16 protein-coding genes and 1 other RNA gene are annotated in these 17,513 nt (G+C 46.5%); 11 read left to right on the forward strand and 6 right to left on the reverse strand.

Annotation, left to right across the window (positions count from 1 at the left end):
- Positions 1 to 61: 61 nt before the first annotated feature.
- The 3 genes from fsa to ffs all read right to left on the reverse strand — a co-directional run bounded on the left by fsa (position 62) and on the right by ffs (position 1,770).
- Positions 62 to 718, reverse strand: a complete 657-nt coding sequence (gene fsa / locus ACT6NV_RS14695; RefSeq protein WP_445382354.1) for a fructose-6-phosphate aldolase — start codon at positions 716 to 718, stop codon at positions 62 to 64.
- A gap of 54 nt (positions 719 to 772) precedes the next feature.
- Positions 773 to 1,585: an SDR family oxidoreductase gene (locus tag ACT6NV_RS14700; RefSeq protein ID WP_445385190.1), complete on the reverse strand. Its 813-nt coding sequence runs from the start codon at positions 1,583 to 1,585 to the stop codon at positions 773 to 775.
- A gap of 86 nt (positions 1,586 to 1,671) precedes the next feature.
- An RNA gene (gene ffs, locus ACT6NV_RS14705) (signal recognition particle sRNA small type) lies at positions 1,672 to 1,770 on the reverse strand.
- 120 nt (positions 1,771 to 1,890) lie between these two features.
- On the opposite strand from ffs, the gene ACT6NV_RS14710 reads away from it, so the two are divergent.
- The 7 genes from ACT6NV_RS14710 (at position 1,891) to ACT6NV_RS14740 (ending at position 8,121) form a co-directional block, all read left to right on the forward strand.
- Positions 1,891 to 2,931 carry a glutaminyl-peptide cyclotransferase gene (locus ACT6NV_RS14710; protein ID WP_445385191.1) on the forward strand — a complete coding sequence of 347 codons (1,041 nt, stop codon included), beginning with the start codon at positions 1,891 to 1,893 and terminating at the stop codon, positions 2,929 to 2,931.
- Positions 2,931 to 3,323, forward strand: coding sequence for an acyl-CoA thioesterase (locus tag ACT6NV_RS14715; RefSeq protein ID WP_445385192.1), 393 nt, complete (start codon positions 2,931 to 2,933; stop codon positions 3,321 to 3,323). Before ACT6NV_RS14710 ends, ACT6NV_RS14715 begins: the two co-directional genes overlap by 1 nt.
- A 178-nt stretch (positions 3,324 to 3,501) precedes the next feature.
- Complete coding sequence (locus ACT6NV_RS14720; RefSeq protein ID WP_445385193.1) at positions 3,502 to 4,233, forward strand: LytR/AlgR family response regulator transcription factor; 732 nt, start codon at positions 3,502 to 3,504, stop codon at positions 4,231 to 4,233.
- A gap of 139 nt (positions 4,234 to 4,372) precedes the next feature.
- A complete protein-coding gene (locus ACT6NV_RS14725; protein ID WP_445385194.1) occupies positions 4,373 to 4,534 on the forward strand; it encodes a hypothetical protein in 162 nt (53 codons plus the stop codon).
- A gap of 92 nt (positions 4,535 to 4,626) precedes the next feature.
- On the forward strand, positions 4,627 to 6,672 hold the full coding sequence (locus ACT6NV_RS14730; RefSeq protein ID WP_445385195.1) for a tetratricopeptide repeat-containing sensor histidine kinase: 2,046 nt from the start codon (positions 4,627 to 4,629) through the stop codon (positions 6,670 to 6,672).
- Positions 6,673 to 6,681: 9 nt separating this feature from the next.
- Positions 6,682 to 7,350 carry a histidine kinase gene (locus ACT6NV_RS14735; RefSeq protein WP_445385196.1) on the forward strand — a complete coding sequence of 223 codons (669 nt, stop codon included), beginning with the start codon at positions 6,682 to 6,684 and terminating at the stop codon, positions 7,348 to 7,350.
- A 117-nt stretch (positions 7,351 to 7,467) separates the two neighbouring features.
- The gene (locus tag ACT6NV_RS14740) at positions 7,468 to 8,121 is read left to right on the forward strand and encodes a hypothetical protein (protein ID WP_445385197.1); all 654 of its coding nucleotides are present in this window, start codon (positions 7,468 to 7,470) and stop codon (positions 8,119 to 8,121) included.
- Positions 8,122 to 8,186: 65 nt separating this feature from the next.
- Here the strand turns inward: ACT6NV_RS14740 and glyA are convergent, their stop codons facing one another.
- Positions 8,187 to 9,461 carry a serine hydroxymethyltransferase gene (gene glyA, locus ACT6NV_RS14745; protein ID WP_445385198.1) on the reverse strand — a complete coding sequence of 425 codons (1,275 nt, stop codon included), beginning with the start codon at positions 9,459 to 9,461 and terminating at the stop codon, positions 8,187 to 8,189.
- Positions 9,462 to 9,565: 104 nt separating this feature from the next.
- Here glyA and fahA point away from each other — a divergent pair, with 104 nt between their 5' ends.
- Together fahA and ACT6NV_RS14755 are read left to right on the forward strand one after the other, a co-directional pair.
- Positions 9,566 to 10,855 (forward strand): fumarylacetoacetase, encoded by a 1,290-nt coding sequence (gene fahA, locus ACT6NV_RS14750; RefSeq protein ID WP_445385199.1) that lies wholly within the window; start codon positions 9,566 to 9,568, stop codon positions 10,853 to 10,855.
- A 117-nt stretch (positions 10,856 to 10,972) separates the two neighbouring features.
- On the forward strand, positions 10,973 to 12,157 hold the full coding sequence (locus ACT6NV_RS14755) for a hypothetical protein (protein ID WP_445385200.1): 1,185 nt from the start codon (positions 10,973 to 10,975) through the stop codon (positions 12,155 to 12,157).
- Between the two features lie 32 nt (positions 12,158 to 12,189).
- Here the strand turns inward: ACT6NV_RS14755 and ytxJ are convergent, their stop codons facing one another.
- Entirely contained in the window at positions 12,190 to 12,570 is a 381-nt protein-coding gene (gene ytxJ / locus ACT6NV_RS14760) for a bacillithiol system redox-active protein YtxJ (RefSeq protein WP_445385201.1), read from the reverse strand.
- Between the two features lie 142 nt (positions 12,571 to 12,712).
- On the opposite strand from ytxJ, the gene clpB reads away from it, so the two are divergent.
- Together clpB and ACT6NV_RS14770 are read left to right on the forward strand one after the other, a co-directional pair.
- Positions 12,713 to 15,313 (forward strand): ATP-dependent chaperone ClpB, encoded by a 2,601-nt coding sequence (clpB, locus tag ACT6NV_RS14765; protein ID WP_445385202.1) that lies wholly within the window; start codon positions 12,713 to 12,715, stop codon positions 15,311 to 15,313.
- A gap of 111 nt (positions 15,314 to 15,424) precedes the next feature.
- A complete protein-coding gene (locus ACT6NV_RS14770) occupies positions 15,425 to 16,021 on the forward strand; it encodes a TetR/AcrR family transcriptional regulator (RefSeq protein ID WP_445385203.1) in 597 nt (198 codons plus the stop codon).
- A 4-nt stretch (positions 16,022 to 16,025) separates the two neighbouring features.
- Here the strand turns inward: ACT6NV_RS14770 and ACT6NV_RS14775 are convergent, their stop codons facing one another.
- Positions 16,026 to 17,483, reverse strand: a complete 1,458-nt coding sequence (locus ACT6NV_RS14775) for a PorP/SprF family type IX secretion system membrane protein (protein WP_445385204.1) — start codon at positions 17,481 to 17,483, stop codon at positions 16,026 to 16,028.
- Positions 17,484 to 17,513: the final 30 nt, after the last annotated feature.

Below are 17,513 nucleotides of genomic sequence, written 5' to 3' on the forward strand. Positions count from 1 at the left end.
GGCATTAAAAAACCCGATTCCCCATGACAGGAAACCGGGCTTCAGCAAATTTTTCCGACTATCAATTATTGCCTTTGCGGTAGTCCGCAAGGAATTTTTCCAGTCCGATATCTGTAAGCGGGTGGTTCAATAGCCCTTCGATGGATGAGAGCGGACCGGTCATAACATCTGCGCCCAGCTTAGCACAATCAATTACATGCATAGTATGCCGTATGGAAGCGGCCAGGATTTGCGTTTCAAAGTCGTAATTATCATAGATATGCCTGATTTCTGCAATCAGATTAAGCCCATCTGTTGAAATATCATCAAGCCTTCCGAGAAAAGGGGACACATAGGTGGCTCCCGCTTTTGCAGCCAGTAAAGCCTGCCCGGGCGAGAAGACCAGGGTACAGTTCGTGCGTATGCCATGGTCTGAGAAGTATTTCAGGGCCTTAACCCCATCCCGTATCATGGGCACCTTAACTACAATTTGCTCATGTAATTCGGCAAGTTCCTCCCCTTCCTTGACCATTTCCTTAAACGTAGTCGCTATTACTTCAGCAGAAACATCTCCGCTTACTATTTCACAAATATCTACATAGTGCTTAAGGATATTGTTCCTTCCGGTGATTCCTTCTTTCGCCATCAGGGAAGGGTTGGTAGTAACCCCGTCTAAAACGCCGAGTTCCTGTGCCTCGCGAATTTGATCCAGATTGGCCGTATCGATAAAAAATTTCATAAATGCTATTTGGATTTGAATTTTTAGTGGGCAACCACTGCCCTGCTTACAAAACTACAATTTATAATGGTTCAATAAGAGTCGTTCGTAGAGTTTATCCGGGAGAAGTCGCTTGAGGATCAGGGAGAAACGCTGCATGGGGCTTCCGACCGTGTAGTGCACAGACGGATTGCTTTTCTGAAGGATGATGTATATATTTTTTGCCACCTCTTCCGGGTCTTTCCCGGAGTCTACATGGGCGTTTATCAAATCCAGGGTTTTTCCGTAAGGTTCGGCATAGGGCGAACCCTCCAAAACCGGGGTGTGGTAACGTCCTGAAGCAATATTGGTGGCATAATCGCCCGGGGCGAGGGTACACATATGAATGCCGCTCCCATTAAGTTCCATCCGATAGGCCTCCGTACTGATCTCCAGGGCGCTTTTGCTAGCCGAATAAATACCTCTGTAGGGCAATCCCATATAGGCTGCGATAGAAGTGATGTTTATGATAAAGCCAGAATTCTTTGCACGCATCTTTGGCAGCGTCTCCCGGATTACGCGTAACGGACCGTAAAAATTGACTTCAAAATTATCTGCAATGGCTTCTTCCGGGGTTTCTTCCAGGGGCCCGGTAATTCCTACCCCTGCATTGTTGATCAGAACATCAATCCGTCCTTCGGCCTCAATCAGGGAATTCAAGGCATTAGCGATGGAATCGGATTTGCGCACATCCATTTCCAATAAGGGGAAGTGATTAAAATCGGGATAGCTGGCAGGCTTCCTGCTGGTACCGTACACTTTAAAACCTTTCTTTGCAAGATAAATGCCCGTTGTCTTTCCCAAACCGGAAGACCCTCCGGTTATCAAAACTACCTTTTGAGATTCCATAGCTGCAAAGAAACAAAAAACACGGCTTTATTAGTCGGATTTCCCTGCCCGAATTCAAGGATGAAGGTTCATTATCGGGCATAAAAAAACGGCAAGCTACCTACATCGCACCGCTACGACCGCATACCCTTGCTGCGTTCCCGCCCTGGGGGATTCTGCAGGAGCTGGTCGTGTAGGACTTGCCGCGTGCAAATATACATTCTTTTTAATTTTGGGCCAATGGATTTACATGCTTAATTTAGCACTGCCCGCTAAAATTATAGCTGCAATAAGGGTTTGTTTTAACATCTAAAAGAACGGGAAACATGAGTTTTTGGAAGATCAGTTCCTCCCTGCTGTTTTTACTGCTTTTTCTGGCTTGCGGAGATGAGGATCCCTCCAGGCAATTTGCCATCAAATTTGACACCTCCGGAAAATCTTTCCAGGACGGCGAAAGCCCGGGAATATCGATACGCAATAGCTCCGGGAAGGAAATTGACTCGGTGGCTTATTTTCTGGATCAGGTCCCCCTGAAGGTGGATCAGGGACGCATCTCCCTGACTGCCCAAACCCTGGGAGAAAAAACCCTGAGCGCCAAAATTTTCTGTGAGGGGGAAACCATTGAAATCTCAAGGGAAATTACCCTGCTGGCCGGCAAAGCCCCGGAGCTTTATACCTATAGCATTATCAATACCTATCCGCACGACCGCAAGGCCTTTACCCAGGGCCTCGAATTCTACCAGGACACCCTCTACGAAAGCACTGGCCAAAACGGAGCTTCCAGCCTGCGCAAAGTCGATTTTAAAACCGGGGAAATCCTGCAGCAGGCAGATCTGGAAAGGCAATATTTCGGGGAAGGGATAACCATTTTGGGCGATCGAATCCTGATGCTTACCTGGAAAAGCAAAACGGGTTTTATCTACAACCGCAAAACCCTTGATAGGCTGGGCAGTTTTGCCTATGGGGAAAGTAAAGAGGGCTGGGGGTTGTGTCATGACGGGACCCGGATTTATAAGAGCGATGGCAGTCAGAAGATCTGGATACTGGACCCGCAAACCTATAGTGAGACCGGGCATATCGAAACGGTTACAAATACTTCTGTTTTCAACAAGGCAAACGAACTGGAATATGTGGATGGAAAAATTTATGCCAATGTCTGGCAGCGGGAAAGTATGATGATTATCGATGCAGCCAGCGGTGCCATTGAAGGTGTTGTTAATTTTGCAGGCCTTAAAAACAAGGTTACCCAGCATCCGGAGCTGGATGTCCTAAATGGGGTGGCCTACCACCCTGAACGTAAAACTTTCTTTGTAACGGGCAAGCGATGGGATAAACTGTTCGAAGTCCGAATTGAAAAGAAAGACTGATGAAGCGCTTTCAAAAAACCATTGAGGTACAGGCAGAAGATCTGGATGCACTGGAACATGTCAACAATATCCGCTACCTCAAATGGGTACAGGAAATTTCTGAAGCCCATTGGGAGCTGCTTTCCGCAGGAGCCTGGAGAGATACCTTCTTCTGGGTAGTCCGAAGCCACCATATCGAATATTTCAGACCCGTCCTAAAGGGGGAAAAACTACAGATAACCACCTATGTAGAAGAGGCCAGGGGTGCCCTTTCCAAACGCATTGTAGAATTCTGCCTGTCTGAAAACAGCGAGAAAGTTGCCCGTTGTGAAACCCTGTGGTGCTTGCTCAACCGGAAAAGCATGAAGCCGGCCCGGATGCCGAATAAAATGGAACAACTTTTTTGTAGCTGAAAAACAGGTTAATAAGCCCATTTTTCATTATCATATTATTTTTCCTACTTTTTATATTCTTTTTTCTTATTTTAATGTAAAAAATCCAAGTATTTTATGTCAAACCATAGAAGAACTATGGTTTTTACATAGTGCTAACTATCTAACTATGACTAATTTGCTGTAGAAATCATATTGGGTGGAATATACCTACAGCATAATCGATTCCAGCGCTACCTCAAATTTGCAATTGCAGCACTTTCTTGAGGAGTATGGAGATTTTATGTGTGTATCCCAGGATGCCTCTGTAACCGGAGGCCTCAACAGCATCTTAAAATTCAAGCCAGACCTGGTAATCCTCAACCTGGAACAACAGGCCCGGCCCTGCTTTGAAATGGTCCGGGATTTGTACCAGTACCTGGAAGAGCAACCCTTGGTGATCGGGATTGCCGCCTGTACGGATTATGCCTATGAAGCCCTGAAGAATCAGTTCTTTGATTACTGGCTGATGCCCTTCAATGAATTCGACATCCGCAAAACCCTCCTAAAGCTCAAGAAACGTTTTCCAAAAACCACTGCTGCCCCTACCCTCTGCCTGCAGTCCTACAAAGACTATCAGTACTTAAACACCAACGATATCCTCTACCTGAAAGCAGATAATAATACTACCGACTTCATTATGAAAGACGGCAGTCGTATCAGCGCCTATAAAACCCTGAAATGCTTTGAGGAAAAACTGCCGGAAAATTTCGTCCGTATACACCAGAGTTATATCCTCAACCAGGATTATATCTCCCGTATCAACTATGGCAAAAGCCGCCTGAGCCTGCGGATTGTAAAAACTGAAATCCCCTTCTCTCGTTCCTACAAGCCGGTGGTGGATATCCTAAAGCAGAAGCTTAGCCAAAATTCCCTGCATTCGGGAAAATAACCGAATTCTCTCAAAACCCTACCGTTTACTCTCAGAAAGCTGCCATCTGCTAAAAGCGGCCTGATTTATATACGACCAACCTTTGGGCTGTAGTACTTTGTAGACAGAAAACATAATCTAACTCCTAAATAATACGACTATGAAAAAAGTAATGAGTCTTGCAGCAATTTGTTTGATGTTAATTGGAATGGCTTCCTGTGAAGCGGAAACTTCTCTGGATGAGACAGAGGCCCTGTACGATATAGAACTGCAGGCCAATGATGATGATGAAAGTGCTAGTACAGATAAAGGAGGGAATTAAACAGAACAGACTTAATTAAAAATAAAGCAGCCCTGGATATCGGATTCAGGGCTTTTTTGTTATTTTGAAACTAGAATCGCATTGTATCCATAATGAAATACCTGGCCCTTATTCTTTTTATCCTTCTTGCCGACAACCTGAAACAGGATGTACCCTCGGTACAGGATTACCCCGGGCTACAGGCACAGGTGGACAGCCTTAAAAACGGAGAAGTGTCTAAGGAGGTCAAAGCCAGCCTCGCGCTTCGGGCCCTGCAGGATTCGGATACTATCAGCAACCCTTCCGTGCGTTCCGAATTCCTTACAGAATTGTCCTATACATCAATGAAACAATTGGACTCCGCCTTTTTCAGAAGGATTAACACAGGCGTCCGTGCTCGCGGGCTGAGGGATAAAGACACCTTGTTACTGGCGAATAGCGCCTGGGACCTCGGGATTTTTATGGAGGATCGGAACTTGAGGGATAGCGCCTTCTATTATTTTGCCGAATCCCGAGATTATTTCCAGGCCTTCGGTGACCTGTATGGGTCCGGTCGTATGCACCTGGCGATGGCCAAGCAACAAAACTGGGCGAAAGATCATATCGGAGCCGAAACCAGTGCCCTGGCAGGGGTCCGGGATTTTGAAAAAATCCAAGACACAATAAATCTGTTCTATAGCTTTAACGAACTTGGAATCATCGCCAAGGATATGGGGGATTACGAACAGGCTTTAGATTATTACGACAGGGCAGAGAATTATCTAGGTAAGCTTAAAGATCCGGGAATTAAAAGAAACATATTGGCCAATAATCGCGGGAACGTATATCGGGATATTGGTGACTATCGCAACGCCCAAAAGTATTATGAAAGTTCACTTACTGATGGATTGGTGAAAGAAAAAAACCAGGATTCATATGCCCGTACGCTTACCAATTTGGGCAAGGTGTTATTTGAACAGGGGGATATGGAAAATGCCCTCACCAGATATACGGAAGCTCTTGAACTTAGAAAGCAACAAGGGAAAGTAGCCTCCCTGGCGTCCATTAGTTATTATCTGGCAGAATACTGGTTAGGCCAAAATGATACAACCAGGGCATCAGCTTATCTGGAAGATGCCCTTAACTATGCGCAGGAAGGAGGGGACAACGACCGCTTACTGGAACTATATCCCCTTGCAGCCCGTATCCACCCGGAGCAGGCCACGGAATACATGCAAGCGTATGCCGAGCTGTCTGAAAAAATCATACAGGAAGAACGGCAGCAGCGCAATAAATTCGCAAGGATCCGTTTCCAGACCCAGGAGTATATAGACCGGGCCCGACTCTTAACGGAACGCCAGCAGTTGTACGCCGGAGTGGCCCTGGGCGTTCTGCTGCTGGGTATTTCCGTAATTGTGATCATCTACCAGCGGATCCGCAACCAGAAACTCCGCTTTGAACAGCAGCAACAGGCCACCAACCAGGAGATTTTTACACTGCTCTTATCCCAGAATGAAAAAATCGAGGAAGGAAAAAGCGCCGTGCAGAAACAAATTTCAGAGGAATTGCACGACGGGGTGCTGGGTGCCATGAACGGAATCCGAATGGTACTGTTGGGGCTTAACGGGCGTGAAGACGAAGCATCGATAAAAATGAGGGCTGAAGCCCTAGAAAAACTAAAAAGCGTACAGGAGGAAATCCGTACCATCAGCCATCAACTGAGCGACGCAGCCTACCGGCAATTTCATAATTTTGTAATTTCCATAGAGGAAATGGTAAGGGAAGTGTGCGATCCGGCAGGACTGAAGTACCATTTTGAGTACGATAACGATACGGACTGGGATGGCCTGGGTGGGGAAGTGAAGATCAATCTGTACCGCATCCTGCAGGAATGCCTTCAGAATGTAATCAAACACGCCAAAGCCTCCCTGGTTACCATTACCATGGAGCAACGGCAGGACCATCTTTGCATCTGTGTTAAAGACGACGGAGTTGGCTTCCGGAAAGAGATAAAGAAAAAAGGTATCGGGCAGAAGAACATCAACTCCCGGGTTGAAAGCCTGAAAGGAAAATGGAAACTGATCAGCAGCCCCGGCAAGGGGACTGAAATTCAAATAGAAATTCCCTACGGTTCCGAGAAGGAAATAGAAGTCAGGGAAGAAATGGTGATAGAAGAATAAGCAGCAAGCATGGAAGTAGTACGGATTTTAGCAGTAGACGACCACGAAATGACCACTTTGGGGTATAAATTTATCCTGGAAGACACCAAGTTTGATGGGTTTGAGGTTCGGATGGATACCGCCAAAACCTATAGGGAAGCCATACAAAAACTGGAACAGTCTGTTAAAGGCCTCCCTTTTCAGATATTGCTGCTGGACATTCAGCTATCGCAGGGTTCGGACGGTCCGGCGGAAAGCGGAGAAGACATTGGGATTTACGCCCGGAAAATTTGCCCGGGGGCCAAAATTGTCTTTATGTCTTCCTTTAGTGACAACTACCGAATTAACAGTGTCATGCAATCTGTTGACCCCGAAGGCTATATGGTCAAATCTGAAATTGATCAGAAGTCCCTGCAAACAATGGTAGAAACCGTTTTGAGTACGCCTCCCTATTATACCCAAAAGGCCCTTGTAGCCATCCGAAAGAAAATGGCCAATGATATCAATCTGGATGAAAACGACAAGAAAATCCTGTATCATTTATCCATAGGGACCAAAACCAAGGATATGGTTAACCATATTTCACTCTCCTTACCTTCTATTGAAAACCGCAAACGCCAGATCAAAGCACTTTTTGGAGTGGAAAAACAAAACGACCAGGCCCTTATTTCCGAATCCAGAAAACGCGGATTTATCTGAAACACCGCTTTAAAACCCTGATCTTTATAAAGAAAACCCATAGAAATATTATGGTTTTCCCATAATCCGGTGCGCGTATTAAGAACTACATTTGGGTATAAGGTGTATTTTCTTATTATGAAGCGAACCGAACAGGCCAAAATTCAGCACAGTCTTTCACTAAAGATTGATAACAATCCCTGTATATGTTGTGGAGAGGATTTTAAGAAATATATGGAGCGGTTGTTTTTTGCCGATGTTTCCATAAAGGTTTGCTCTTCTGAATTCATCGAGGAAAGCCTGGTAGTTTCCCTCAAATGCAATATGACCTTACTCGAAATGATGCACCATCTGCAGGATGGAACCTGGGGAGGTTTTGAACAACCTGCCGGGAACCTTATCAGGGAATGGACTTTGATGGAGCATCTTGAAAATCTGGAATTTAAAAACTGTAAACTGGTCGATATTGAAGAGTTTATCCTTCAGTTGGAAGATACAGCCATTATCATTAAGCGCATAGGGCCCAAAAGCATCGCACTGGAGCTGGAGCAGATTCTGCACCAATTAGCTGCCCATTATGTGCATACCTCCAAAGGCCTGGAAGAGACCCCTTATGAATTTCATATTCCGGTAATGGAAGAAGCGGAGTTAGGAACCCGGCAATTTATGGATCCGGCTCAGGACTATTATAAATTCTGGGGTTTGTATTACGAATCACAGCTGGATGCCAAAATCTATGATGTACAGGGACGAAAACTGCTGTCTGATCCGCTTCAGATTGAAAATCCCTGAGGCCTGAAAACTACGATAAACATAAAAATCAAATAGGTTCCCCCAAACCTGAATTGAGAGTACCCTTATCCGGCAAAAAGCGGTCTGCCGGCCATCATTGCGTTGACCTCCTGCCGGACCTTGCCAATTACAGCTTCCGATTGCGGATCTGAAAGGACCCTGTCGATAAGGCTGACGATGGTTTCCATTTCGGTCTCAATGAGCCCACGCGTTGTGATGGCAGCTGTTCCAAATCGAATCCCGGAGGTAACAAAAGGAGATTTGTCATCAAAGGGAACCATGTTTTTGTTTGCGGTGATATCGGCTTCTACCAGTACTTTTTCCGCGTCCTTCCCGCTAATTCCTTTGTTTCTGAGGTCAATGAGCATCATGTGGTTATCAGTGCCTCCTGAAATGATATTGTAATCACGGGCTACAAATGCTTTGGCCATGGCCTGCGCATTTTTTTGCACCTGCAGCATATAATGTAAAAAATCGTCGGTAAGTGCCTGCCCGAAAGCGACGGCCTTGGCGGCAATTACATGCTCCAAAGGCCCGCCCTGGTTTCCCGGGAATACCGCCAGGTCTATGAGGGAAGACATGCTTCGCAAGGCGCCGCTTTTAAGGGTCAGCCCAAAGGGATTTTCGAAGTCTTCACCCATCAGGATCAGCCCGCCTCTGGGCCCCCTGAGTGTTTTATGGGTGGTTGTGGTTACGAAATGGCAGTGCGGAACCGGGTCATTCAGGATCCCCTTAGCGATAAGGCCGGCCGGATGGGCAATATCGGCCAGAAGCAGAGCCCCCACACTATCTGCAATTTCCCTGAAACGGGCAAAATCCATATCCCTGGAATAGGCAGATGCCCCGGCGATAATAAGCTTTGGCTTTTCGCGACTGGCTATTTCTGCAATTGTGTCGTAATTAAGCCGGCCGCTTTCTTTTTCTACCCCATAGAAAACCGGGCGGTAGAATTTTCCGGAAAAATTCACAGGGGATCCGTGGGTAAGGTGGCCCCCATGTGAAAGATCAAAACCGAGGATGGTATCTCCGGGCTTCAGGCAGGCCTGAAAAACTGCTGCATTAGCCTGGGACCCGGAATGTGGCTGTACATTAGCATAAACCGCTCCGAATAATTCTTTGGCGCGTTCAATGGCAATATTTTCAACCTGATCAACTATTTCACATCCTCCGTAATACCTTTTTCCAGGGTATCCTTCGGCATATTTATTGGTCAAAACGGATCCGGCAGCCTCCATTACCTGCGGGCTGGTGAAGTTTTCAGAAGCTATCAGTTCAATTCCATTTGTCTGACGGTCCTTTTCCGCCTGTATCAAATCAAAAATCTGCGTGTCGCGCTGCATGTTTTATGGGCTGTTAAATGAAGGGTAAAAGTACAAATTGGAAGGGGTTAAACCAGATAAAATGATATATTTGATTATGAATTTATCAAACACAAATTAACAATATGTCCCTTAAAGCGAACGACCCCAGCAGAACTTCATGGCTACCAGTACCCGCAGATTCGGATTTTCCGATACAGAATATCCCTTTCGGCGTTTTTTTGACACGGGATGATGTTATCACCATAGGAACGCGAATCGGGGATACGGCTATTGACCTGGGTGCTTTGCACCAGCTGGGCTATTTTAACGATATCCCACTTACGGACGATATTTTCCTGCAGGACACCCTGAATGATTTTATTTCGGATGGTAAGAAAACCTGGAGGTTGGTCCGTAACCGCATCAGCGAAATTTTTGACAAAAACAATAAAGAACTGCAGCAGAACGAGGCTCATAAAAAGATCATCCTTTTCACCCTCGATGAAATCGAAATGCAGCTCCCGGTTCAAATAGGGGATTACACAGACTTTTATTCCAGTAAGGAACACGCCACAAACGTGGGCAAAATGTTTCGGGACCCTGAAAATGCCCTGTTACCTAACTGGTTGCACATCCCCGTTGGTTACCACGGCAGGAGTTCCAGTATAATTCCTTCCGGGACCCCGGTGCGCCGGCCAAACGGGCAAACGCTTCCAAAGGATTCCAAAACACCGGTCTTCGGGCCTTCCAAAAGGGTAGACTTTGAACTGGAGATGGCCTTTATCACCACAGATGCCAATAAACTGGGAGAACCCATCCCCATTGATGAAGCAGAAGAATATATTTTCGGGCTGGTCCTGTTTAACGACTGGAGCGCCAGAGATATTCAGAAATGGGAATACGTCCCCCTGGGCCCCTTTTTAGGAAAGAGTTTTGCTTCGTCCATTTCTCCCTGGATTGTGACCCTTGACGCCCTCGAGCCATTTCGGGTAAAAGGCCCTGAACAGCAGCCCCTTCCCCTGCCCTACCTCCGGCAGAAAGGACCTGGCAGCTTTGATATTCAGCTGGAAGTAGACCTGATCCCGGAGGAGGGAGCGGCTAACACCATATGTCGTTCTAACTTTAAATATATGTACTGGTCCATGGCCCAGCAACTCACGCACCATACCATTAACGGCTGTAATGTTATCAGTGGCGACATGATGGGAAGTGGTACCATTTCAGGACCCAGTCCGGATTCCTTCGGATCCCTGTTGGAACTCTCCTGGGGAGGAAGTAAACCACTTCAACTTTCAGGCGGCCAGACCCGTACTTTTGTGGAAGACATGGATACCGTTATCATGCGGGGCTATTGTAAGAAAGATGGCAGGCGGATTGGATTTGGAGAGGTTTCTTCTAAATTGCTGCCTGCCCTGGAACTGAAGAATATTTAGGGCTTTCACAACTACTTTTATCTCATTTATACGATAATTGAACGATTTTCGTTCTACTCATGATTGGTTTTGGCACAAAGCTTGAATTGAAGCCCATAAACCCCAAAATTAACCGTCATGAAAAAAGTAATACTTCTTAGTTTAGCAATTGTATTAATGGCCTGCGGGGGCGTCAAAAGGACGCAGGAAGCCCTGAACAGCGGAAATTATGCTCAGGCCATAAATAAATCCATTAAAAATCTGGCAGATAATAAAACCCGGAAGGGCAACCAGGCCTATGTGCTGTTGCTCGAAGAAGGGTTCCGCAAGTATTCGGACCAGGAAATGAGGGAAATCTCCTTTTTACAACAGGATGGGAATCCGGCCAACCTGGAGGTTATCTTCAAAAAATATCAGAACCTGAAGAACATACAAAATCGGATCCGTCCATTGTTGCCCCTTCCTGTTTATAAAGAAAACCGGGATGCCCGCTTTGATTTTCGCAATTACGACCAGGATATCCTGGCCGTAAAGGAAGATTTATCGGAATTCTTATATCAGAATGCCACGGAACTGCTCAGCAATGCCTCAAACAAGTTTGATTATCGCAAGGCATATGAAGATTTCCGATATCTGGATGAGATCAACCCGGGATACGGAGATACTAAGGAAATGATGGAGCAGGCTTATCGCAATGGCCTTGATTATGTAAAAGTTACCGTAATCAACGACACCCAGCAAATTGTGCCCGAACGCCTGGAATCCGAGTTACTTAATTTCAACACCTATGGTCTTGATGATTTGTGGACCGCTTACCACACCAACCCACTCAATGAGGTCGAGTACGATTATGAGATGCAAGTTGCCTTCAGGGACATTCTTATCTCTCCTGAACAGGTTAACGAAAGGCAAATAATCAAGGAACGCCAGGTGAAGGATGGCAAACAATTCCTGCTGGATGAAGAAGGGAATGTTGTAAAGGACAGCCTCGGGAATAAAATAGAAGTAGACCGGATGCGAACCGTTCGATGTAATTTTTACCAGTTTACGCAGCAAAAGACTGCTCAGGTAAATGGAAATGTAAATTTCATCGATTTAAGGACCAAACAATCCCTGAATTCGTACCCGCTTTCGAGCCAGTTCATCTTTGAGCATGTGTATGCCAATTACGATGGTGACAAGCGCGCCCTGGACAACGACCTAGTGGCCATGCTCAACCTGGCCGCCGTGCCCTTCCCTTCCGATGAACAAATGGTATATGATGCGGGAGAGGATCTCAAGGCCCGATTAAAAAATATAATCGTCAGGCACAAATTCAACTAAACATTTAAAAACCCGGTTTTCACCGGGTTTTTTTATTCCTGCTCCGTGCTCAGATCCAATACGGCACTGTGGGAGGCATGGGCCCGTAGTTTGCCGTCTCGTACAATTAACAATTGTGGAGATTGGTGTGGTACTTCGAACATTTCCGCAATCGTATTGGAAAGCTGACGAAAACGAATAAGATCCAGATAATAATAGTCCGCCTCAACCTCCGCCTGCAGTTGTGATTTTTCAAAGCGCCTCAGAATCATCGAACTCAAGCCACAGGAAGTAGAATGCTTAAATACAATCTGGGGTTTACTCTTACTCGCCATTTTCAAATCCTCAAGCTGCCCTTCATCCTGCAGGGGGATCCACGGAAATGCTGTGGTTTCCTTTTCCGATGAGCTGAATATGCGGTTGAATAAACTCATATTTATAGTTGCTTTTTATTATGCTTCCTGCCTAAATGTCTTGCAACACAGGGATTTAACTGCCTTTTTGTCTGTAAAATCCTTTGGTAGGGTTCTTGTCACTAGCAGAATAGATTAGGTATAAATTAATGAAAGCACAAAAATGAACATAAATAATTTCACAATCAAATCACAGGAGGCTATTCAGGGGGCCCAGCAGCTTGCCCAGGAGTTAGGCCACCAGCAGGTTGAAAATGAACACCTGTTTAAGGCCATACAACAGGCCGACGAACACGTGCTTCCCTTCCTGCTCAAAAAATTACAGGTAAATACCGCCCTGGTAAACCAAATCCTGGAAAAGGAGCTACAGCGATTCCCCAAAGTTAGCGGAGGGCAACTTATCTTCTCCGGCGAGGCCGGGAAAACACTGAATGAGGCCAGTATCATAGCCAAAAAAATGGAAGATGAATTCGTTTCCATTGAGCATCTCGTATTAGCACTTTTGAAATCCAAAAGCAAGATCTCCCAAATCCTTAAAGACCAGGGGGTTACCCAGAAAGATATGGAAGCGGCTATAGAAGCTTTGCGAAAAGGCGGCAAAGTGACTTCCCAGAGTGCTGAAGACACGTACAACGCCCTATCCAAATATGCCCGCAACCTGAACGAACTGGCCGATAGCGGCAAACTGGATCCGGTAATCGGGCGGGACGAGGAGATCAGGCGTATTTTGCAGATTCTCTCACGAAGAACAAAGAACAATCCTATGCTGGTAGGTGAACCCGGAACCGGTAAAACAGCCATAGCGGAAGGCCTGGCCCACAGGATTATTCAGGGAGATGTACCGGAGAACCTCAAGGATAAGGTAATCTATTCCCTTGATATGGGTGCCCTTATCGCCGGTGCGAAATACAAAGGGGAATTCGAAGAACGTTTAAAATCCGTAATCAAGGAAGTTACTTCTGCGGATGGCAATATAGTACTCTTTATTGATGAGATCCACACCCTGGTGGGAGCTGGTGGCGGACAGGGTGCCATGGACGCAGCCAACATCCTCAAACCCGCCCTGGCAAGAGGGGAATTACGGGCCATTGGTGCCACCACCCTGGATGAATACCAGAAGTATTTTGAAAAAGACAAGGCCCTGGAAAGGCGATTCCAGAAGGTCACCGTAAATGAACCCGATACGGAAAGTGCCATTTCCATCCTCAGGGGGATTAAGGAAAAATACGAGGCACACCACAAAGTGCGGATCAAGGATGAAGCCGTCATTGCCGCTGTGGAACTTTCACAGCGATATATTACGAACCGGTTTTTACCCGATAAAGCCATTGACCTGATGGACGAGGCTGCGGCTAAACTGAGAATGGAAATTAATTCCAAACCAGAGGAGCTGGATGTACTCGACCGGAAAATAATGCAATTGGAAATTGAAATAGAAGCCATAAAAAGGGAAAATGATGCGGCAAAGCTCAAAGCCCTGAACATAGACCTCGCCAACTTAAAAGAAGAGCGCAATGAAGTCTTCGCCCAGTGGGAGAGTGAAAAAACAGTAGTAGACAATATCCAGAAAACGAAACAGGATATTGAAGAATTTAAGCAGGAGGCCGAGCGAGCAGAGCGTAACGGGGATTATGGAAAAGTAGCAGAACTCCGATACGGCAAAATTAAAGATACTCAGGAGCGCCTCGAGCAATTGCAGCAGGAACTGGCCGCCCAGCAACAGTCCGGCACCCTGATCAAAGAAGAGGTAACCAATGAAGACATAGCCGAAGTGGTTGCCAAATGGACCGGGATTCCTGTATCCAAAATGCTGCAGAGCGAACGCGAAAAACTGTTGCAACTCGAAGAGGTACTCCACAAACGGGTTATCGGACAGGATGAGGCCATACAGGCTGTTTCAGACGCCATCCGCAGGAGCCGTGCAGGTCTGCAGGATGCAAAGAAACCAATTGGTTCCTTCCTGTTTCTGGGAACAACCGGAGTGGGAAAAACAGAATTGGCCAAGACCCTTGCTGCCTTTCTCTTCGACGATGAGAATGCCATTACCCGGATAGACATGAGTGAGTACCAGGAGCGCCATGCGGTAAGCCGCCTGGTAGGGGCCCCGCCCGGGTATGTTGGATATGAAGAGGGCGGACAGCTTACCGAAGCTGTGAGGCGCCGTCCGTATTCCGTTATCTTGCTGGATGAAATTGAAAAAGCCCATCCGGACACCTTTAATATATTGCTACAGGTGCTGGATGAAGGCAGGCTTACAGATAACAAAGGTCGGGTGGCAGATTTTAAAAATGCCATCATCATCATGACCAGCAATATGGGAAGCCATATCATACAGGAGAAGTTTGAGAACGTCAAAGACCTCTACAGCGCTATGGAAGCGGCACGGGTAGAGGTGCTTGGGCTGCTGCGCAAGAGTATCCGGCCCGAATTCCTCAACCGTATAGACGATATAATTATGTTTACCCCGCTCAATAAGGAAGACATTCGGGAAGTTGTGAAACTTCAACTGGAACAACTCCGAAAAATGCTGGACAAGCAACATATTACAGTCGACGCTACAGAGGAAGCCATTTCCTTCCTGGCCGAACGCGGGTATGATCCCCAATACGGGGCCAGACCCATCAAACGGACCATACAGAAGGAAGTGCTCAATAAGCTGTCAAAGGAAATCCTCAAGGGGAGCATCCACACCGAAAGCATTGTCCTGATTGATGCCTTTGATGATGAACTGGTATTCAGAAACCAGTCCGAACTGGTTGAATAACAACTCTGATCCCAAAAAGAACTACCCGGACTCCTGTCCGGGTTTCTTTTTTTATTTACATTTATACCATCCCGTATCTTATTTTTATATTCGTTGTAAAATCAACCCAACATGAGTACCAAAGCCGAGCGAACCACTGCCTATATAATTGAGACGGTTGCGCCCATATTTAACAGGCAGGGATATATCGGCACCAGTATGAGTGACCTCACGGAGGCCACCGGTCTCACCAAAGGGGCTTTATACGGTAATTTCGAAAACAAAGATGCCCTGGCCCTGGCTGCTTTTAATTATAATAGCAGCAAGCTCCTCAATGCTCTGGATGAGGTTCTCTCCGTACCGGGCAATGCCATGGACAAACTGCACAGTCTTACTTCTTTTTACAGGGATTACGACATTTTCACCCGGGAAATGGGTGGGTGTCCTGTTCTGAATATAGGTATTGATGCCAATTATAACCATCGGACACTTTCGGCTGCTGTTCGTGAAACGGCCCGTATAATCGAAGGAAAAATTGCGCTGGTACTCGAAAAAGGGGTTAATGCCGGGGAAATCAGATTGCCTGTCAGCCCGCTGCAATTTGCCAAACAATTCTATACGATGATACAGGGCGCGATTGCCATGGCAACGATCATGCAGGACCGCAAATACCTGATCAACACCCTCACCTATCTGGACTTGCTGGTAGGGAAAGAAATCAAAAAGTAAACCATTACTTGACCCGGAAAATCCAGAGATCCCCGCTATAACGACCGGAAAATTTACTGTCCCGGGCTGCCCTGGCTTCGGACATACTATTATAGCGCTGCAGATAGACGTAGTTATAGCTGTTTGATTTTCGATAGAAACTACGCGGTTCCAGCCCTTTTTCCTTCAGGCTTTTCATAAAGGCATCAAAGTACCTTTGGGTTCCAAAGACATTGGCAACAAGGTAGAAGCCAGGGCTAAGGCCTTCTTCCCTGGAGACTTCCTGGTATTTTTCCCCTTCCGCTGGTTTGACTTCCTCTTTCAGTGCCAGCTGTTCCCTGGCTTTCTGGATGGAATCCTGGATTCGTGTTTGCTCTGAAAGATCCGTCTGCCTTTGGGCTTCAATTGAGTCTCGCCTTTTAATGGCCAGTTCCTGCCTCTTAACAGCGGCATTGATGGAGTCCCTTTGCCTTTGGGCAGCTTCCTCCATTTCCCTCATTTCGGCCTCCCTGGCAGCCGCTTCTACCAGTTGTTCTGCCCCGTCTTCTGATGCCTCTTCCATTTCCGGCTCCTTTTCAGAAAGTAAACTACCCATGGACCAGGCCGCGAGGATTTCAAAAGTAGGATCTTGCCTTTCGGGTTCATTCCCGGAGCCGAATTCCACCAGCCCCCCTATTGAAAACTTCTTGAGGATTGTTACCCCCAACCCGGCTGAAACGCCGTAAAAGGTGTCATACCCCCCCTGTACCCAGTACCAGGGTCCGGCACCCAGAATATTTCCCCCCACCTGGTTTTCAAATCCAGGGACACTTTTGAGGTATACAAGCGGTCGCAGGGAGGTTGCACCGGCTCCCGAATCTGATACAATCGGAAAGGTATAATGTACTGAGCCCGTAAATATTTTCTGCGTACCCTCGCTAACGGTACTATTGTTGGTAAAACTGTAATCAAAAAAGTTATCCGAAGCCACACTTAAGGCCAGGCTCCCCAGCTGTAACTGTGCCCCGGGGGCCATTTGGATGATAAACTCACGAAAGTCAGGATCTGGAAAAAGCAGCGGGTCATTTTGACTGAGGCCTGCATCTGATAATTTTTGCTGATACCCCAGCAGGTTTACTCCTACTCTAAGAGAAACCTTATCAGAAAAACGCAATTGATAAGCTGCATTGAGAATGCCCCCGGTTTGGGTGAACAAACCGGTATTATGCTGGATAAAACCAGCGCCGATGGCGGCGTTGGGCAACCTGCGGTTAAAATTGACCAGCAGCGTACTCGGGTCTGCATCTATGTCCTGCCATTGCCAGCGTGACCAAAGCGCCAGACTCTGGCCTGCCCTTTGATCCATTGAAAAAACCGGGTTAAACAGGCTTGCATTGAAATAAGTGTGATTATGCTGACGAAAATCCTGAGGTAATTCAGGGTTCTGCGCCCGGACCCACCCGAAAATTCCAAAAAATGCAAAAATAATTATATGATTTCTCATGCCCCTGGATCTAATGAATTCCTCCTAAAC

It is taken from the genome of Robiginitalea insularis (assembly GCF_052497835.1).

Excerpts from the sequence above, each read along its gene's own strand:
- fsa (WP_445382354.1), bottom strand. The coding sequence starts at position 718 with ATGAAATTTTTTATCGATACGGCCAATCTGGATCAAATTCGCGAGGCA.
- ACT6NV_RS14700 (WP_445385190.1), bottom strand. The coding sequence starts at position 1,585 with ATGGAATCTCAAAAGGTAGTTTTGATAACCGGAGGGTCTTCCGGTTTG.
- ACT6NV_RS14710 (WP_445385191.1), top strand. The coding sequence starts at position 1,891 with ATGAGTTTTTGGAAGATCAGTTCCTCCCTGCTGTTTTTACTGCTTTTT.
- ACT6NV_RS14715 (WP_445385192.1), top strand. The coding sequence starts at position 2,931 with ATGAAGCGCTTTCAAAAAACCATTGAGGTACAGGCAGAAGATCTGGAT.
- ACT6NV_RS14725 (WP_445385194.1), top strand. The coding sequence starts at position 4,373 with ATGAAAAAAGTAATGAGTCTTGCAGCAATTTGTTTGATGTTAATTGGA.
- ACT6NV_RS14730 (WP_445385195.1), top strand. The coding sequence starts at position 4,627 with ATGAAATACCTGGCCCTTATTCTTTTTATCCTTCTTGCCGACAACCTG.
- ACT6NV_RS14735 (WP_445385196.1), top strand. The coding sequence starts at position 6,682 with ATGGAAGTAGTACGGATTTTAGCAGTAGACGACCACGAAATGACCACT.
- ACT6NV_RS14740 (WP_445385197.1), top strand. The coding sequence starts at position 7,468 with ATGAAGCGAACCGAACAGGCCAAAATTCAGCACAGTCTTTCACTAAAG.
- glyA (WP_445385198.1), bottom strand. The coding sequence starts at position 9,461 with ATGCAGCGCGACACGCAGATTTTTGATTTGATACAGGCGGAAAAGGAC.
- fahA (WP_445385199.1), top strand. The coding sequence starts at position 9,566 with ATGTCCCTTAAAGCGAACGACCCCAGCAGAACTTCATGGCTACCAGTA.
- ACT6NV_RS14755 (WP_445385200.1), top strand. The coding sequence starts at position 10,973 with ATGAAAAAAGTAATACTTCTTAGTTTAGCAATTGTATTAATGGCCTGC.
- ytxJ (WP_445385201.1), bottom strand. The coding sequence starts at position 12,570 with ATGAGTTTATTCAACCGCATATTCAGCTCATCGGAAAAGGAAACCACA.
- clpB (WP_445385202.1), top strand. The coding sequence starts at position 12,713 with ATGAACATAAATAATTTCACAATCAAATCACAGGAGGCTATTCAGGGG.
- ACT6NV_RS14770 (WP_445385203.1), top strand. The coding sequence starts at position 15,425 with ATGAGTACCAAAGCCGAGCGAACCACTGCCTATATAATTGAGACGGTT.
- ACT6NV_RS14775 (WP_445385204.1), bottom strand. The coding sequence starts at position 17,483 with ATGAGAAATCATATAATTATTTTTGCATTTTTTGGAATTTTCGGGTGG.